Source organism: Azohydromonas caseinilytica, from assembly GCF_012927045.1.
Classification (GTDB): Bacteria; Pseudomonadota; Gammaproteobacteria; order Burkholderiales; family Burkholderiaceae_C; genus Azohydromonas; species Azohydromonas caseinilytica.
In genome coordinates this window covers 302,267-319,184 of the sequence record NZ_JABBFW010000004.1, presented here as the reverse complement: position 1 = coordinate 319,184, position 16,918 = coordinate 302,267, and the positions used below count along the sequence as shown (strand labels likewise).

The window sequence follows — 16,918 nt, the reverse complement described above, 5'->3', positions numbered from 1 at the left end:
ACTACCCCATGCACTGGGTTTTCCCGCCTCCCCTACGCTGCACCGCACCAGCACCCATTGGAGGGAAGCCATGGCATCCGAACCGTTCCACAGCGGCGCCGTGTCGACGCCGGCCACCGAGGCCGCCACCCCGCCCGAGGCACTCGCGGCCGAGCTGCGCACCCTGCGCCTGTCCGACCCGCTGCACTGGCTGGCCCTGGGCTGGCGCGACTTCATCCGCTGTCCCGGCCTGGGCCTGTTCTACGGCGCCGCCTTCGTCGCCATGGGCCATGCGCTGATGTGGGTGTTCCAGGAAGCGCCGGCCTACGTGCTGGCGCTGTCGGCCGGCTTCCTGCTCGTGGGGCCGTTCCTGGCCCTGGGCCTGTACCAGGCCAGCCGCCACCTGGAGCGCGGCGAGCAGCCCGACCTGGGCGACTCGCTGCTGGCCTGGGACACGCGCACCGGCACGCTGGCCCTGTTCGGCGGCGTGCTGCTGGTGCTGGAGATGATCTGGGGCCGCGCCGCGATGGTGGTTTTCGCCGTCAGCTTCGACGGCATGCCCGACTTCAAGGGCTCGCTGCTGATGCTGGCGGACCCCGAGCATATCGGCTTCACCGTCACGTACCTGGCCGTGGGCGCGATCTTCGCGGGGCTGATCTACGGCGTCAGCGTGGTGTCCATCCCCATGATCCTGGACCGCCAGACCGACGCCATCACCGCCGGCCTCACCAGCCTGCGCCTGTGCCTGGCGCAGCCCGGCGTGATGCTCTTCTGGGGCGCGCTGATCACGGGGCTGGTGGTCGTCGCCATGCTGCCCTGGTTCGCCGGGCTACTGGTGGTGGGCCCGTGGCTGGGCCATGCTTCCTGGCATGCCTACCGCGGCGCGGTCATCGCGGCCGAGCCGCCCGCGGCGGCGGATCAGAGCGCGGGGGCGCCGCGCGACATCTCGATGTGAGGGATGTCGTCTTCCAGGTACGTGTCGCCCTCGGCGCGGAAGCCGTGGGCCTCGTAGAAGCGCTGCAGGTGCGCCTGCGCCGAGATGCGCAGGCCGTGCCCGGGATAGATCAGCGCGCTCTCGCGCAGGCCCTGGGCCACCAGCTCGTGGCCCACGCCGCCGCCACGCACCGCCGCTGAAGTGACGACGCGGCCGATCGAGGCCTCGGCGTACTTCATCCCCGGCGGCACCAGCCGCAGCGCCGCCTGCAGTTGCGCTTGCGCGTCGAAACCCAACAGGTGGAAGCACTGCGGGTCGGCACCGTCGGGGTCGAGGTAGACGCAGTTCTGCTCCACCACGAACACCTGCGAGCGCAGCTGCAGCAGCGCGTACAGCGTGGAGGCGTCCAGCCCCGCGAAGGGCACGCAGCGCCAGCGCAGGCGCTGCGCTGTTGAACCCGAGGCTTGCGTTCGCCCTGAGCCCTTCGACAGGCTCAGGACAGGCTCTGTCGAAGGGCTGGCAGGCTGGCCGGGCGGCTGGGCTTCGACGGGCTCAGCCCGAACGGGAGCGTTGCTCATGGCAGCAGCACGCTGCAGCCTGTGGTGCGGCGCGCCTCCAGGTCGCGGTGCGCCTGCGCCGCGTCGGCCAGCGCGTAGCGGCGCTCCACCGGGATCTTCACCGCGCCGGAGCCCACCACCTCGAACAGCTCGTCGGCCATGGCCTGCGTCGCCTCGCGGCTGGCGAGGTGGCTGAACAGCGTGGGGCGGGTCAGGTACAGCGACTTCTTGGCCAGCAGGCCGATGTCCACCGGCGGCACCGGGCCCGAGGAGGCGCCGAACAGCGCCATCAGCCCGAAGGGACGCAGGCACTGCAGCGAGCGCTCGAAGGTGTCGCGTCCCACCGAGTCGTACACCACCTTCACGCCCGCGCCGCCGGTGATCTCGTTGACACGCGCAACGAAATCTTCCTTCGAGTAGTCGATGGCATGCGCCGCGCCGTGGGCCAGCGCCAACTCGCACTTGGCCTGCGAGCCGGCCGTGCCGATGAGCTGCAGCCCCAGCGCCTTGGCCCACTGGCAGGCGATGAGGCCCACGCCGCCGGCCGCGGCATGGAACAGCACGTGGTCGCCCGGCTGCAGCCCCTGCGCGGGCAGCGTGCGGCGCAGCAGGTACTGCACCGTCAGGCCCTTGAGCATCATCGCCGCGCCGGTCTCGAAGTCGATGCCGTCGGGCAGCCGCACCACGTGGGTGGCCGGCATCACGCGCGCGCTGCAGTAGGCGCCCGGGGGCTGGCTGGCATAGGCCACGCAGTCGCCGGGCTCCAGGTGCATCACGCCCGGGCCCACCGCCTCGACGATGCCCGCGCCTTCCATGCCCAGGCCGCCGGGCAGCGGCTGCGGGTAGGTGCCCAGGCGGAAGTAGACGTCGATGTAGTTGATGCCGCATGCATGGTGGCGGATGCGCACCTCGCCCGGGCCGGGCTCGCCCACGGCCACGGCCTGCAGCTCGAGCACCTCGGGGCCGCCAGGGCGGGCAAAGCGGATGGCTTGTTCGTTGGGGATCACAGAGTCTCCGTGGATTGAAGGCCCCGGCCGCGGCGCCGGGGCGGCCGTGCGGGTCCGGTCCCGGGACGCGAGCCGGGGCACGGGCCGGGAAGCGGGCCCGGCGGGGCGGGCCCGTCCAAGCCGGTTATGGTGCCATGCCTCGCTGGTCCGATTTCCTCATGCGCCGACTCACCACCGCTCCCAATCTCGCCATTGCCACCCTGTGGGCCGAACTGCTGAACCAGGCCGGGGTGGAGACCCAGGTCCAGCGCGCCTGGGCCGGCAGCATCGCCGGCGAAATCCCGGTGGACCAGGCGCTGCCCGAGGTCTGGGTGCTCGACGACGCGCGGCTGGAGGAGGCGCGCGCGCTGCTGGAGGCGCAGCGCAACCTGCCCGAGCAGCACTGGGTCTGCGCCGCCTGCGGCGAGCGCGTGGACGGGCCCTTCGGCCAGTGCTGGAACTGCGGCGCGCTGCGCCCGCAAGGGGACGCCCGATGATGCGCATCGCTCCGCGCACCGCCGTGCTGCTGACCGTGCCGCCGCTGCTGTGGGCGGGCAACGCCGTGGTCGGGCGCCTGCTCGTGGGCAGCGTGCCGCCGCTGACGCTGAACTTCCTGCGCTGGCTGCTGGCGGCGCTGCTGCTGCTGCCGCTGGGCTGGCGCGTGCTGCGCGCGCCGGGCACCTTGCGCGGGCGCTGGCCCTACCTGCTGCTCACGGGCACGCTGGGCGTGGGCCTGTACAACGCGCTGCAGTACCTGGCGCTGGTGAGCTCCACGCCCATCAACGTCACGCTCATCGCCTCCAGCATGCCGGTGTGGATGCTGGCCGTGGGCGCCCTCTTCTACCGCGAGCACCCGGGGCCGCGCCAGCTGCTGGGCGCGCTGCTGTCGCTGGCCGGGGTGCTGTTCGTGATCGCGCGCGGCGACGCGCATGCGCTGCTGCAGGTGCGCTTCGTGCGCGGCGACCTGTACGTGATCGTGGCCATCATTTCCTGGGCCTTCTACAGCTGGCTGCTGGCGCGTCCGCCGGCGTCGATGCGCGGCGCGCAGCGCCCGCACTGGCACTGGGCCGAGGCGCTGCTGCTGCAGATCCTGTTCGGGCTGCTGGGCGCGGGCGCGGCCGCGGGGCTGGAGCAGGCCGCGGGCACCCACGCCATCCGCTGGAGCAGCTCCTGGACCCTGGCCGGGCTGGCCTACGTGGTCGTGGGCCCGGCGCTGGTGGCCTTCCGCTGCTGGGGCCTGGGCGTGGCCACGGCCGGGCCGGCGCTGGCGGCCTTCTTCAGCAACCTCACGCCGCTGTTCGCGGCGCTGATGTCGGCGGCGGTGCTGGGCGAGCCGCCAAGGTGGTACCACGGCGTGGCCTTCGCGCTGATCGTGGCGGGCATCGTGGTGTCGGGGCGGCGCGGCTGAGGCGGGAGCGCGGCGGCCGGGCCCACCCGAGGCGGGGATGGCGGCGGCAAACCCCTGGCCGCGCTACCTAGACTGGCCCGGCCCACCGCGGGCCGCCGTCGCGAAGCCCTCCAGGGCGCCGCCGGGCTGCAGCGGCGGGTGTGCATGCGGCCACTCCTGCCGCAGTGAACCCCTCACTTCTGGAGATACCGTGGCAAACATCCTGGGCACCGCCGCCGGCGACACGCTGAACGGCACCACCGGCAACGACACCATCAGCAGCTCCATCGGCAGCGACACCATCTTCTCCAGCGCCGGCAACGACCTCATCAACGCGGGCTATGCCAAGTCCGCCTCCTACTGGCGCTATGGGTACAACGACTACGACACCGTCAACTACAGCAACCTCTGGCAGGCCTATGGCGTGGCCAACGGCAGCGTGCGCATCGTGGTGGACCTGCAAGCCGGCACCGTGCAGAAGACCAACACCGCCGGCACGGTGCTGGGCACCGACACCCTCATTGGCGTGGACACCATCGTCGGCACGGCGGGCAACGACGTGGTCGGTGGCCGCAACCGCTGGGGCGACAACGAGGAGTTCCGGGGCTCCGCAGGCTATGACCTCTACGACGGCCGTGGCGGCCTCGACAGCGTCAACTACGCCGACCTCGGCAGCGTTGCCGTGAACCTGGCCGCCGGCGTCGGACGCAAGCTGGACGCCAGCGGCACGCTGCGGGGCGTGGACACGTTGCGGCAGATCGAGCTCGTTACCGGCACCAACGGCAACGACGCCTTCTACGCCGTGGGCTTCGGCAACACCAGCCCCAACCGCAACTCCGATGGCAACGGCTTCAACATCTACAGCCCGCTAGGCGGCAACGACACCATTAGCGGTAACGGCGCGACGGTGGTCAACTTCAACGGCGCGGGCGGTGCGCTCAACCTGAGCCTTGCCGGACTGACCACCGCCACACAGCAAGCCCGCATCGTTCTCGGCTACACGGACGATCCCAACTCCACTTCAGGCTTCGCCGCAGCCTTGAACACGTTGGCTTCCGGCGTTTCGGCATTGCGCGGCGGCACCTACAACGACACTCTCGTCGGGGGCGGCCGCACCAACACCAACGGCTTCACAACCACCGTGTCGGGCGATGCCAGCTCCGAGCGTTTCCGGGGCAACGCTGGCAACGACTTCATTAACGGCGCCACAGGCCTGGATCGTGCCGAATACAACAACGGGCAGGCGATGTCGCAGGGCGTGGACATACGGCTTGCGCTCGGCTTGGTCACCGGCGACCTTGTCCAGGTCGGCGTGGATACGCTGCGTGGAATCGAATCCGTCACCGGCACCTACCTTGATGACTACTTCAACGCCACGGGTTTCACCTTGAGCAACGCCATAGGTGCCTCGGCCAACAGTGGTGACGGCATCGTCTCCGCGCCTGCGGGTGAGTTCTTGGCTTCGCAGGCCTTCAACGAGTTCCGGGTCACCGGAGGCAACGATCAGGTCGCGGGCAACGGCGCCACCCGCGTGAGCTTCGCCTCCATGGGCATTGAGGAACTCACCGGCACGCTGCCCTCGGTGGTCGGCACGTTCACCAGCGCAACCAGTGGCAGCATTACCTATGGGCAGACCGACGGTGGGCTGGGCAGCGTGCGCTTCAGCGGCGTCTATGCCGTAGAGGGCGGCCTGGGCAACGACTCGGTCGTCGGCGCCATCGGCTTCCAGGAATTCAGCGGTTACTACGGCAACGACACGCTTCGTGGCGGCAACGGCGATGACCGCCTGTTCGGCTATTCCAGCAGCAACAACGTCCCTGCCCTTAATCCGTCTGTCGGCTACACCGACAACGACTGGCTCGATGGCGGCAACGGTGCTGACTTCATACGGGGCGATTTCGGCAACGACGTGCTCATCGGCGGTGCCGGCCAGGACACGCTCGAAGGCGGCTCGGGTAACGACGTGTTCGTCGGTGGTACGGGCAAGGACACACTCACGGGCGGCGCCGGCGCCGACGTGTTCGACTTCGACACGCTGGAGGAATTCAATGGCATTACGGCGTCGGCAGTTGACCGCATCACTGACTTCGTGCATGGCGTCGACCGGCTCGATTTGAGGACGCTGGACGCCAATACCGCCACCGCGGGAGACGACGCCTTCACCACCGTAATCTCTGCCGACGCTACCTTCACCGCGGCAGGCCAGTTGCAATTGATCGCTGGCGTGCTCTACGGCAACGTCGATGCCGACGCGGAAGCGGAGTTCGCCCTGCGGCTCACGGGCGTCACCACGCTGACCATGGTGGACATCGTCGGCTGACACCGCACAGCTTCCTGCCCCGCGACCATGCTGCGCGGGGCAGGACGCGGTAGCACCATACGCTTCCCTGTCCCCGACGCGCCGCGAGCACCACGCAGCCCCGGCGCAGGTTGCCGGCGTATCGCGACCTCAACCCTGCCCCGTTCCTGCCGCACCGGGGTCCGCGCCGCTACCGACCTCCCTACACATATAGTTACGCTAGGCCGCGCCGCACAGGGCAGTTGCAGCCCGGGCGCGGGTGCGCCTGAACTGCACCAGTTACAGGCCACGGCAGCGCCGCGGGCGACGGCAGTCATCAGGGAGGAGGATTTCCATGGCCAAGATTCTGGGCACCGCGTGGGGCGACAACATCGACGGCACCCGCGTCACGATCGGCAACGATGTCATCAGCACCGGCAGCGGCAGCGACTTCGTCATCGCCAGCGCCGGCAGCGACCTGATCAACGCCGGCTACGCCTTCTCCGCCAGCTACTGGCGCTACGGCTACGACGACTACGACACCGTCAGCTACGGCACCGCCGCCATCGGCCGCATCGAGGCCGACCTCCAGCTCGGCACCGTCCGGAAGTACAGCGCCGCCGGCGCGCTGCTGGGCACCGACACCCTGATCGGCGTGGACGCCCTGCTCGGCAGCGCCGGCAACGACGTGATCCGCGGCCGCAACGGCTGGGACAACGAGAACTTCCGCGGCGGGATGGGCAACGACACCCTCGACGGCCGCGGCGGCAGCGACGTGGCCGAGTACTCGGACGCGACCGCCGGCGTCACGGTGCGGCTGGCCGAGGGCATCGTCAGCGGCAACGCCTCGGTGGGCACCGACACGCTGCGCGAGGTCGAGCACATCGTCGGCTCCAACCACGCCGACACCTACACCGCCGTGGGCTTCGGCGGCAGCAGCGCCAACCGCAGCTCCAGCGGCGAGAACCTGTGCGTGTTCACGCCGCTGGGCGGCAACGACACCATCGTCGGCAACGGCGAGACGGTGCTCAACTACTCGGGCGTCGCCGGCGCGCTGTCGCTGAGCCTGGCCGGGCAGGCCTTCGGCGCGGCCGGGGTGGACATCGTCCTGAGCTACGGCGGCCCGATCAACGCCACGTCGCCGGGCCTGGCACCGGTGGTGTCCGGCGTCAGCGGCCTGCGCGGCGGCAACTACGACGACACGCTGGTCGGCGGCGGCCAGGTCAACACCCAGGGCTTCGGCACCGGCGGCACGCTCTCGGGCGACCGGGGCGCCGAGCGCTTCCGCGGCCAGGGCGGCGACGATTTCATCGACGGCCGCAGCGGCCTGGACCGCGTCGAGTACAACACCGGCACGCCGATGACCGAGGGCATCCGGGTGCAGTTGGCGCAGGGCATCGTCACCGGCGATGCCATCGTGGTGGGCACCGACACGCTGCGTGGCATCGAGTCCGTCGTCGGCACCTACCTGGATGACCTGTACGACGCCACCGGCTTCACGCTGGCCAACGCCGCGCTGCGCTCGGCCAACAGCGGCGATTGCATCGTCAGCGCCATGCCCGGCGAGACGCTGGCCTCCACGGCCTTCAACGAATACCGCGCCGTGGGCGGCAACGACCGGGTCATCGGCAACGGCGCCACGCGGCTGAACTTCTCCAGCATGGGCGTCGAGGAGCTCGGCGGCGCGCAGCCCTCGGTGATCGCCACCTTCAGCGCCAACGGCAGCGGCACGGCCGCCTACGGCCTCACCGACGGCGGCCTGGGCACCGTGCGATTCAGCGGCGTGTACGGCGTGCAAGGCGGCGCGGGCAACGACTCGCTCGTGGGCGGCGCGGGCTTCCAGGAGCTGCGCGGTTACTACGGCAACGACACGATCGTGGGCGGCGACGGCGCCGACCGGCTCAGCGGCTACACCGGCAACGAGCCCGGCTCGTTCAACCTGTCCACCACCTACACCGACAACGACTGGCTCGACGGCGGCGCCGGCAACGACCTGCTGCGTGGCGACTTCGGCAACGACACGCTCATCGGCGGCCTGGGCGACGACCGCTTCGAGGGCGGCACCGGCGACGATTCGCTCGCCGGCGGCGAAGGCGACGACTACTTCACCGGCGGCCTGGGCAACGACACCATCGACGGCGGCGCCAACGGCGCCTTCGGCGACAACGTCTCCTACCGCGGCACCGCGGCGGCCGTGAGCGTCAACCTCGCCACCGGCAGCGCCCTGGGCGGCGCGGGCGCGGACCGGCTGCTCAACATCGAGCACGTGGAGGACACCGCCTTCGCCGACACCCTCACCGGCAGCGCCGCCAACAACTGGTTCCGCCTGGGCGGCGGCAACGACACCGTGGACGGCGGCGCCGGCACCGACGTGGTGATGTACGAGGACGCCGGCGCGGCCGTCAGCGTCAACCTCGCCACCGGCGCGGCCAGTGGCGCCACCATCGGCGCCGACAAGCTCACCGGCATCGAGGCCGTGCACGGCAGCGGCTGGGCCGACACCATCACGCTGGGCGCCAGCCCCTACGGCAGCTACGTGTTCGCCCGCGCCGGCAACGACACCGTCACCGGCGGCAGCGGCGGCGACCTGATCTACGGCGGCAGCGGGGCCGACCGCCTCGACGGCGGTGCCGGCATCGACACCGCCAGCTACCTCGAAGGCGCCTACGAGCCCAGCAACGCCAAGCCGCAGACCGGCCTGGGCGTGGTGGCCAGCCTGGCCACCGGCACGGCGCGCGACCTGTGGGGCGACACCGACACGCTGTTCAACATCGAGAACCTGGAGGGCTCGGCCCTGGGCGACGCGCTCACCGGCAACGCGGGCGCCAACGCGCTCAACGGCAACGCCGGCAACGACACCCTTGCCGGTGGCGCGGGCAACGACATCCTCACCGGCGGCGCGGGCCTGGACGTGCTCACCGGCGGCGAGGGCGCGGACCGCTTCGTCTTCGCCACGCTGGGCGACTTCAACGGCATCACCGCCGCCGCCTGCGACCTCGTCAACGACTTCGCGCGCGGCGTGGACCGCATCGACCTCTCGGCGCTGGACGCCAACACCGCCACGGCCGGCGTCAACGATGCCTTCACCGTGATGCTGGCTTCCACGGCGGCCTTCACCGCGGCCGGGCAGCTCAAGGTGGTGGGCTCGGTGCTGTACGGCAACACCGACGCCGATGCCGACGCGGAGTTCGCGCTGCGGCTCACCGGCGTGACCGCGCTGAGCCTGGCGACCGACCTCATCGCCTGAGGCGCCGCGCCCGGGGCCCGTGCCGGCCTCGGGCGCACCGGCGTCTCCAGCCGTTTGAAGGATGGGGCGGCGCACCCGGGCCGGCCTACAAAAGTCGTCCATCCCGCAACAGGAGGACGCAACGATGCCCACCCCGTGGAGCTGGTCCGCCACCAGCCTGTCCCCGTTCAGCAGCCGCAGCGACGTCAACAGCCTCATCGACGGGCTGCGCTGGGCCTCGACGACGATCAGCTACAGCTTTCCCGGGCTGTCGGCCGTCTGGTCCACCGATCCGCGCACGGGCTACGGCCCGCGCACCGACACGTCCCAGGAGCCCTGGTCGCCGGGCTACGACCTGCTCACCAGCGGCGACCGCGCCGCCGTGCGCACCGCGCTGGCGACCTGGGCGAACGTGTCGGGGCTGCGCTTCGCCGAGACGGCTGACACCGCCACCAGCGTGGGCGACCTGCGCTTGGCCTACGCCAGCCTCGGCGATGCCCAGGCCTGGGCCTACCTGCCCGACAACGCCGCCCATGCCGGCGACGTCTGGTTCAACACCGACGGCACTTCCCACGAGGTCGAGTGGACGCCGGGCAGCTACGAGTACGAGACGGTGCTGCACGAGATCGGCCACGCCCTGGGGCTCAAGCATCCCTTCGAGGCCGGCAGCCGCAACGGCACCATCCTCAACCCCGCCCAGGACACGCGCTCGCTCACGCTGATGAGCTACTCGGCGCAGCCCGGCCATGCCGAGACCTGGTTCTCCTTCGAGCCCACGACGCCGATGCTGCTGGACATCGCCGCCATCCAGACCCTGTACGGCGTCAACCGCCAGTTCAACGCCACCAACACCACCTACGCCTTCTCCGGCACCAGCACCTACCACCGGACGATCTGGGACGGCGGCGGCACCGACACGCTGCGCTACGACAGCGCCGGCGGCGGCCTGATCGACCTGCGCGAGGGCCAGGCCAGCCGCCTGGGCGTGGCCGTCAACATCGAGAGCGAGGCCGGCGTGCTGGTGCGCGGCGTGAAGAACGTCTGGATCGCCTACGGGGCCGTCATCGAGAACGCCCAGGGCGGCGGCGGCAGCGACGACATCACCGGCAACGACGTCGCCAACCGGCTCGACGGTGGCGGCGGCAACGACGTGGTGCGCGCCAACGCCGGCAACGACACGCTGCTGGGCGGCTTCGGCAACGACACGCTCGACGGCGGCAGCGGCAACGACAGCCTGGACGGCGGCGCGGGCAGCGACACGCTGCTGGGCGGCCTGGGCAACGACCTGCTCGTGGGTGGCGCCGGGCGCGACGCGCTCGGCGGCGGCGCGGGCAGCGACGTGTTCGACTTCAACGCCCTGGGGGATAGCGGCATCTCGGCTGCGACCTGGGATCTCATCACCGACTTCAGCGCCGCGCAGCTCGACCACATCGACCTGCGCGACCTCGACGCCAATGCCCTGCTCGCCGGCGTCCAGCACTTCAGCGCCCTGCTCGCCGCCAACGCCGCCTTCACCGCGCCGGGCCAGCTGCGCTTCACCAGCGGCGTGCTCTACGCCAACGTCGATGGGGACCGCGACGCGGAATTCGCGCTGCAGCTCACCGGGGTGAGCAGCTTGAAGCTGGGAGATTTGTGGCTGGCGTGAACGCGGTGTGGCGGGGCCGGGCTGCGCCGCATTGTCCAGTTGCGGTTCACAAGCAACTCACACGTGGCTTCTGATCGAGGCCACTGTCATTTCCGAGTTGACAGTCCAACTTGCAGGACCGTTGCGGCTCACTCCGTCATCGACTGGTGCCAGCGCGCGGTGACGGGCTCCATCACGTAGTCCAGGAAGCTGCGCTCGCCCACGCGCACCAGCACGTCCACCGGCATGCCGGCGCGCAGCGGCGAGTTGTGGGTCGGCAGCTTGGCGCGCTCGGACTCGGGGATGGTGATGCGCGTGAGCAGGTAGGGCGTGCCCGAGCGCTGGTCCTCCAGCTTGTCGGCCGAGACCGTGAGCACCTGGCCTTCGAGGTCGGGCAGCCGCACGCGGTCGCTGGAGGAAAAGTGCAGCTGCGCCGGCTGGCCGGGCTTGAGCTTGTTGGCCATGTTCACCGGCAGCTTGGCCTCGACCAGCAGCGCGTTGTCCTGCGGCACGATCTCCATGAGCTTCTCGCCCGGGGCGACCACGCCGCCGATGGTGTGCACCGCCAGCCCCACCACCTGCCCGGCCACCGGCGCGCGCAGCTCGGTCTGCTGCAGCCCGGTGGTGAGCGTGGCCACGCGCGCCTGCAGCGCGGCGGCGTCGTGCACGAGCGTGGCGCGCTCGGTTTCCAGGTCGCGCACCTGCTCGCGCTGGCGGCGATTCAGGCTGGCGCTGGCCTCCTCGATGGCGCGCGCCGTGCGCTTGGCCTCGGACTCGCTCTGCGCGATGTTGGTGCGCAGCTCGGCCAGCGTGCGCTCCAGGTCCAGCAGCCGCAGCTTGGGATAGTTGCCCTCGGCCACCAGCTCCACCAGCGCCTCGTGCTGGCGCTCCATGATGGCCAGCTGCTCGCGGTAGCCCACGGCCAGGCGGCGGTGGCCTTCGAGCTGGGCTTCGAGCTGGGCCCGCGTGGCCTGCAGCTGCTGCACCTCGGCCTGGCGCGCGCCCAGTTGCGCGCGCAGCAGCGACTGCTGCGCCAGCCCGATGGCCTGGAAGCGCGGGTCCGCGGGCGCCGTGGTGGACGCGGGCAGGCTGTCGCGGCCCGCGGAGGCTGCTTCCACGCGCGCCAGCGCGGCATTGGCCAGCGCCAATTGCGCCTGCGCGGCATCGAGCTCGGCTTGCAGCTGGCGCGGGTCGAGCTTGAGCAGCAGCTGGCCGGCCTGCACGCTGTCGCCCTCGGCCACGAGCAGTGACTCGATGCGCCCGCCGCTGACGTGCTGCACGGCCTTGCGCTGGTCGGCCACCGCGACCATGCCCATGCCGGGCACGGCCTGGTCCAGCGGCGCCCACGCCGCCCAGGCCAGGAAGCCGCCGAAGCCCAGCACGCCCACGCCCAGGCCCAGGCGGATCGCCGGCCAGGCGTCGCCGTCACGGCGCGTACGGGGATTGCGCGAGAGCGCGTCGATGAAACGGTTCAGCATGGGATCTCAGCTCTCAAACGGGGGAGCCCTGGCGGGTCGGGGCGGGGCCGGATGCGCCCGGTGCTGCAGTCGGTGCGGCTGCGGCCACCGCCACGGCGCCCGGGGCGGCCTGTGCCGCCGGGGCGGCTGGCGCGGCCTGGGCATTGAGGCTTTGCATCACCTTGTCGCGCGGGCCGAAGGCGGCGAGCTGGCCGTCGCGCAGCAGCAGCAGCTTGTCGGTGAGGCGCAGCAGCGCGGTGCGGTGCGAGATCACCACCACCGTGGCGCCGCGCGCCTTGCAGGCCTGCAGCGCCTGCGCCAGCGCGGCCTCGCCGAGGTCGTCGAGGTTGGCGTTGGGCTCGTCCAGGATCAGCAGCTGCGGGCGCCCGTAGAGCGCGCGCGCCAGGCCCACGCGCTGGCGCTGGCCGCCCGAGAGCGCCGCGCCGCCCGGGCCCACCGGCGTGTCGTAGCCCTGGGGCAGGCGCAGCACCATATCGTGGATGCCCGCGGCCTGGGCCGCGGCCACCACCTCGATGCTGTCGGGCTCGGCCAGGCGCGCGATGTTCTCCGCCACCGTGCCCTCGAACAGCTCCACGTCCTGTGGCAGGAAGCCGATGTGCGGCGCCAGCTCCTCGCGCGGCCAGGTGGCCAGGTCGGCGCCGTCCAGGCGCACCTTGCCCACCTGCGGCGCCCACACCCCGGCCAGCAGCCGCGCCGCGGTGGACTTGCCCGCGCCGCTGGGGCCGATGATGGTGAGCACCTCGCCCGGCTCGGCACTGAAGCTGAGCTGGCGCAGCAGCGCCGTCTGCGAGCCCGGCGCGGCCACCGAGGCCTGCTCCACCGAGAGCTTGCCCTTGGGCGCGGGCAGCGGCATGCGCGGCTCGGCCGGCGGCACCACGGCCAGCAGCTGCTCCAGCCGGGTGTGCGCGTCGCGCGCGGCCACGATCTGGCGCCAGCCCGAGATCAGCATCTCCAGCGGCGACAGCGCGCGGCCCAGCAGGATGGAGGCGGCGATCATCATGCCGCCGGACATGCGCCCTTCCAGCACCAGCAGCGCGCCCAGGCCCAGGCTCAGCGACTGCGACAGGATGCGCACGAACTTCGTCACCGCGCCGATGCGCGCCGCCGCCGCGCTGGTCTCGGCCTGCAGGTCCAGCGCCTGCTCGCCCATGAGCTGCCAGCGCCGCTGCACCGCCGGCAGCATGCCCATGGCCTGGATCACTTCCGCGTTGCGGAAGCTGTTGTTCATGTAGCTGTTGGCGCGGGCGTTGAGGCGGTTGGCCTCCTGCAGCGGGCCGTGCGTGCGGCGCTCGCTCCACCACAGCAGCACCAGCAGCACGATGCAGGCGCCGATCAGGAACATGCCCAGCCAGAAGTCGATCATGAAGCCCGCCACCATGAACACCAGCGCGAAGGGGCCGTCGAACAGCAGGATCAGCCCGGTGCCCGAGATGAACTGGCGCAGCGTGGTGAGGTCGTTCATGGCCGCGCTGGGGTTGCCGCCGCGCGAGCGCGCCACGTCGCTGAAGGCGGCCTCGAACACGCGCGAGGACAGCTTGTGGTCGATGGCGTGGCTGACCTGCTGCAGCACCGCCGAGCGCGAGTACTCCAGCGCGGCATAGATGCCGTAGAGCCCCGCGGCCAGCAGCGTGAGCATGAGCAGCGTCATCTCGTTGCGGCTGCCCAGCACGCGGTCGTAGACCTGCATCATGTACAGCGAGGGCACCAGCAGCAGCAGGCTCAGCAGGAAGCTGAAGGAGCCGGTGGCCAGCATGCTGTGGCGCAGGCCGCGCAGCACCTGCGCGATCTCGCCGGTCGAGGCTGGAGCGGCCGAAGGCGCCGGGGGGGAAACGGGACGGGTCATGGAGTGGGGCTCAGGTCAGGTCCTGCGACTGCGAAGCACGCCGCGGCAGGCGCGGCGGCGCGACATGCGTGTGAGCGGTGAAGCCGGCCGGCACGCCGGCCTGCGGCCACCGCGGGCCGGCTGTGGCAGTTCGGTTGATGGATCAACGGGCACATGAGGGCCGGAACAGCGGCGCGCCCGGGCCCCCGGTCCGCCAAGCGGGCCGGGTGGCTGCCGTGGGCGCCCACGGTTTTGAACGGGTGGATCGGAATTCGCAATGGCGTACTTCCCTGGACCAGCCACGCGCCGCCAGCCGGGCCAGGAATGATCAGCGTCAGGACCGGACCGCCGAAGCGCGGCGAGTGTAAACCTGGGTAACCGCGGCGATTCCGCGGCCAGCCCAGGGTGCCGCCGAATCGGCGCCAAAGTTCACGCCCGGCCCGGCGCCCGGGACACCGTGATATCGGCTGGGCGGCCGATTACCTGACGAAGGATGCAGGCGGCGCTTGACGCGGCTCAGAAGGTGCCCGGATAGGCCCCGCCGTCGATGAGCAGGTTCTGTCCGGTGATGTAACCGGCCTGCGCGCTGCACAGGAAGGCGCAGGCGGCGCCGAACTCCTCGGCCGTGCCGAAGCGCCCGGCCGGGTTCTGGGCGCGCCGGGCCTGGGCGATGTCCTCGATGGAGCGCCCGCTCTGCGCCGCGGCGCCCTGCATCGTCTGCTTCAGCCGGTCGGTGTCGAAGGGGCCGGGCAGCAGGTTGTTGATGGTCACGCCGCGCGCCACCGTCTTGCGCGCCAGCCCGGCCACGAAGCCGGTGAGCCCGCTGCGCGCGCCGTTGGAGAGCCCCAGGATGTCGATGGGCGCCTTCACCGCCGCGGAGGTGATGTTGACGACGCGGCCCCAGCCGCGCGCCATCATCGGGTCCACCACCGCCTTCATCAGCTCGATGGGCGTCAGCATGTTGGCGTCCAGGGCGCGAATCCAGGCCTCGCGGTCCCAGTCGCGGAAGTCGCCCGGCGGCGGCCCGCCGGCGTTGTTGACCAGGATGTCCACCTGCGGGCAGGCCGCCAGCGCCGCCGCGCGGCCCTCGGCCGTGGTGATGTCGCCCGCCACCGTGCGCACCTCCGCGCCCGGCGCCAGGGCGCGCAGCTCGGCGGCCGTGCGCTCCAGCGCCTCGGCGCCGCGCGCGGTGATCACGACATTGACGCCCTCCTGCGCGAGCGCCTGCGCGCAGCCTTTGCCCAGGCCCTTGCTGGCGGCGCACACCAGCGCCCAGCGCCCTTGAATTCCCAGATCCATCACTTCCTCCAGCGGTTGAGCAACGCCACGCCGGCCAGCACCAGCGCCGTTCCCGCCACCAGGCCGATGGAGAACGGCTCGCCCAGCACCAGCACGCCCATGGCGATGGTGGTCAGGGGGCCGATCATCCCCGCTTGCGCCGTCATGGTGGGGCCCACGCGCTCGATGGCCAGCATCAGCATCAGCACCGGCGCGAAGGTGCACACCGTGGCGTTGATCAGCGACAGGCCCACCACCTCCGGCGGCAGCGCCATCACCACGTCCAGCGGGCGCAGCACCAGGAACTGTGCCACGCACAGCAGGCAGGCCACGCTGGTGGCCAGCCCGGTCAGGCGCATGGCGCCCAGGCGCCGCACCTCCTCGCCCGCGTACACCAGGTACAGCGCGTAGCTCACCGCGCTGCCCAGCACCAGCAGCGTGCCCTTGAGCACCTGCGGGCCCGCCAGCTGCACCTCCTGGCCGAAGGCCAGCACCACGCCGGCGTAGCTCACCGCCATCGCGACGAACTGGCGCCAGGTGGCCCGGCGGCCGAACAGCAGCCAGCTCAGCAGCAGCACCAGCGTGGGGTTGAGGTAGAGCACCAGCCGCTCCAGCCCGGCGCTGACGTACTGCAGCCCCATGAAGTCCAGGAAGCTCGACAGGTAGTAGCCGCTGAAGCCCAGCAGCCCCACGGCCAGCCAGTCGCGGCGCGTGAGCGGGCGCTGCCCGCGCCCGGCCCACCAGGCCAGGAACAGGAACAGCGGCAGCGCGAACAGCATGCGCAGCATGATCACCGTCACCGCATCGATGCCGTAGCGGTAGGACAGCTTGACGATGATGGCCTTGCCCGAGAGGGCCGCCGCGCCGGTGGCGGCCAGCAGCAGGCCGGGCCAGGCCCGCTGCGTCCCGGTGCTGGCGGGGGAAGACGGCATCGGCCGAAGGGCGGGGGGCGGCCGCAGGATGGTCACGGCAGGCGTTGGGAGACGGGGACTGGGTTCAGTCGCGGCCATGGGCCAGGCGCTCGGGGCGCCCTGCCCGGCCGGACCGGCTGCGCCGCCTTCCGGCCGGCGCGGCCGGGGCTTCAGATGCTCCGGTGCGCGGCCTTGCGCGCCGCGGGCTTGTGCGCGCCGCGCCGCAGTGCCCGGTGCTTCTTGCCGGCCGGGGAAGCCGACGCGCCGCGAGTCGGCGCCGTGGCCTTGGGCCGGGCGGAGAAAGCGTCCGCCTTGACGGTGTGATGGCCGGGGGCGGCGTGCGCACCCGCGGCCAGCAGCACGGCGGCTGCCAGGGCAATGATGGTTCTCATGGGAGCTCCGACAGGGTCCGGCACGGCTCAGCGCCTGAGCCATTGACACAGAGGGTAACCGATTGC

At 71.6% G+C, this 16,918-nt stretch carries 13 protein-coding genes; 6 read left to right on the top strand and 7 right to left on the bottom strand.

Translation table 11 applies throughout. The features are described from left to right. Nucleotides 1-70 precede the first annotated feature (70 nt). Complete coding sequence (locus tag HHL10_RS08480) at nucleotides 71-934, top strand: DUF2189 domain-containing protein (RefSeq protein WP_169159909.1); 864 nt, start codon at nucleotides 71-73, stop codon at nucleotides 932-934. Here the strand turns inward: HHL10_RS08480 and HHL10_RS08475 are convergent. After that, nucleotides 898-1,338 (bottom strand): GNAT family N-acetyltransferase, encoded by a 441-nt coding sequence (locus HHL10_RS08475; protein WP_310734554.1) that lies wholly within the window; start codon nucleotides 1,336-1,338, stop codon nucleotides 898-900. The two genes, HHL10_RS08480 and HHL10_RS08475, sit on opposite strands and share 37 nt — an antisense overlap. Nucleotides 1,339-1,487: 149 nt before the next feature. Continuing rightward, nucleotides 1,488-2,477, bottom strand: coding sequence for a quinone oxidoreductase family protein (locus HHL10_RS08470; protein ID WP_310734553.1), 990 nt, complete (start codon nucleotides 2,475-2,477; stop codon nucleotides 1,488-1,490). Between the two features lie 158 nt (nucleotides 2,478-2,635). Here HHL10_RS08470 and HHL10_RS08465 point away from each other — a divergent pair, with 158 nt between their 5' ends. The 5 genes from HHL10_RS08465 to HHL10_RS30970 all read left to right on the top strand — a co-directional run bounded on the left by HHL10_RS08465 (nucleotide 2,636) and on the right by HHL10_RS30970 (nucleotide 10,992). Continuing rightward, complete coding sequence (locus HHL10_RS08465; protein WP_169159907.1) at nucleotides 2,636-2,953, top strand: putative signal transducing protein; 318 nt, start codon at nucleotides 2,636-2,638, stop codon at nucleotides 2,951-2,953. Continuing rightward, nucleotides 2,953-3,864: a DMT family transporter gene (locus HHL10_RS08460; protein WP_169159957.1), complete on the top strand. Its 912-nt coding sequence runs from the start codon at nucleotides 2,953-2,955 to the stop codon at nucleotides 3,862-3,864. The genes HHL10_RS08465 and HHL10_RS08460 overlap by 1 nt, the downstream gene beginning before the upstream one ends. A gap of 190 nt (nucleotides 3,865-4,054) precedes the next feature. Beyond that, nucleotides 4,055-6,163: a calcium-binding protein gene (locus HHL10_RS31150; protein ID WP_169159906.1), complete on the top strand. Its 2,109-nt coding sequence runs from the start codon at nucleotides 4,055-4,057 to the stop codon at nucleotides 6,161-6,163. Nucleotides 6,164-6,476: 313 nt separating this feature from the next. Next, a complete protein-coding gene (locus tag HHL10_RS08450) occupies nucleotides 6,477-9,368 on the top strand; it encodes a calcium-binding protein (protein ID WP_169159905.1) in 2,892 nt (963 codons plus the stop codon). 124 nt (nucleotides 9,369-9,492) lie between these two features. Then, nucleotides 9,493-10,992: a M10 family metallopeptidase gene (locus tag HHL10_RS30970; RefSeq protein WP_169159904.1), complete on the top strand. Its 1,500-nt coding sequence runs from the start codon at nucleotides 9,493-9,495 to the stop codon at nucleotides 10,990-10,992. Between the two features lie 128 nt (nucleotides 10,993-11,120). Here the strand turns inward: HHL10_RS30970 and HHL10_RS08440 are convergent, their stop codons facing one another. The 5 genes from HHL10_RS08440 to HHL10_RS08420 all read right to left on the bottom strand — a co-directional run bounded on the left by HHL10_RS08440 (nucleotide 11,121) and on the right by HHL10_RS08420 (nucleotide 16,852). Beyond that, a complete protein-coding gene (locus tag HHL10_RS08440) occupies nucleotides 11,121-12,449 on the bottom strand; it encodes an HlyD family type I secretion periplasmic adaptor subunit (protein ID WP_169159903.1) in 1,329 nt (442 codons plus the stop codon). Between the two features lie 13 nt (nucleotides 12,450-12,462). Then, nucleotides 12,463-14,292 (bottom strand): type I secretion system permease/ATPase, encoded by a 1,830-nt coding sequence (locus HHL10_RS08435; protein ID WP_169159902.1) that lies wholly within the window; start codon nucleotides 14,290-14,292, stop codon nucleotides 12,463-12,465. A 495-nt stretch (nucleotides 14,293-14,787) separates the two neighbouring features. Continuing rightward, a complete protein-coding gene (locus tag HHL10_RS08430; RefSeq protein WP_169159901.1) occupies nucleotides 14,788-15,570 on the bottom strand; it encodes an SDR family oxidoreductase in 783 nt (260 codons plus the stop codon). Further along, nucleotides 15,570-16,481: a DMT family transporter gene (locus tag HHL10_RS08425; protein ID WP_169159900.1), complete on the bottom strand. Its 912-nt coding sequence runs from the start codon at nucleotides 16,479-16,481 to the stop codon at nucleotides 15,570-15,572. Before HHL10_RS08425 ends, HHL10_RS08430 begins: the two co-directional genes overlap by 1 nt. A 149-nt stretch (nucleotides 16,482-16,630) precedes the next feature. After that, nucleotides 16,631-16,852 (bottom strand): hypothetical protein, encoded by a 222-nt coding sequence (locus tag HHL10_RS08420; RefSeq protein WP_169159899.1) that lies wholly within the window; start codon nucleotides 16,850-16,852, stop codon nucleotides 16,631-16,633. Nucleotides 16,853-16,918 lie beyond the last annotated feature (66 nt).

Excerpts from the sequence above, each read along its gene's own strand:
- HHL10_RS08480 (WP_169159909.1), top strand. The coding sequence starts at position 71 with ATGGCATCCGAACCGTTCCACAGCGGCGCCGTGTCGACGCCGGCCACC.
- HHL10_RS08465 (WP_169159907.1), top strand. The coding sequence starts at position 2,636 with ATGCGCCGACTCACCACCGCTCCCAATCTCGCCATTGCCACCCTGTGG.
- HHL10_RS08460 (WP_169159957.1), top strand. The coding sequence starts at position 2,953 with ATGCGCATCGCTCCGCGCACCGCCGTGCTGCTGACCGTGCCGCCGCTG.
- HHL10_RS08450 (WP_169159905.1), top strand. The coding sequence starts at position 6,477 with ATGGCCAAGATTCTGGGCACCGCGTGGGGCGACAACATCGACGGCACC.
- HHL10_RS30970 (WP_169159904.1), top strand. The coding sequence starts at position 9,493 with ATGCCCACCCCGTGGAGCTGGTCCGCCACCAGCCTGTCCCCGTTCAGC.
- HHL10_RS08440 (WP_169159903.1), bottom strand. The coding sequence starts at position 12,449 with ATGCTGAACCGTTTCATCGACGCGCTCTCGCGCAATCCCCGTACGCGC.
- HHL10_RS08435 (WP_169159902.1), bottom strand. The coding sequence starts at position 14,292 with ATGACCCGTCCCGTTTCCCCCCCGGCGCCTTCGGCCGCTCCAGCCTCG.
- HHL10_RS08430 (WP_169159901.1), bottom strand. The coding sequence starts at position 15,570 with ATGGATCTGGGAATTCAAGGGCGCTGGGCGCTGGTGTGCGCCGCCAGC.
- HHL10_RS08425 (WP_169159900.1), bottom strand. The coding sequence starts at position 16,481 with ATGCCGTCTTCCCCCGCCAGCACCGGGACGCAGCGGGCCTGGCCCGGC.
- HHL10_RS08420 (WP_169159899.1), bottom strand. The coding sequence starts at position 16,852 with ATGAGAACCATCATTGCCCTGGCAGCCGCCGTGCTGCTGGCCGCGGGT.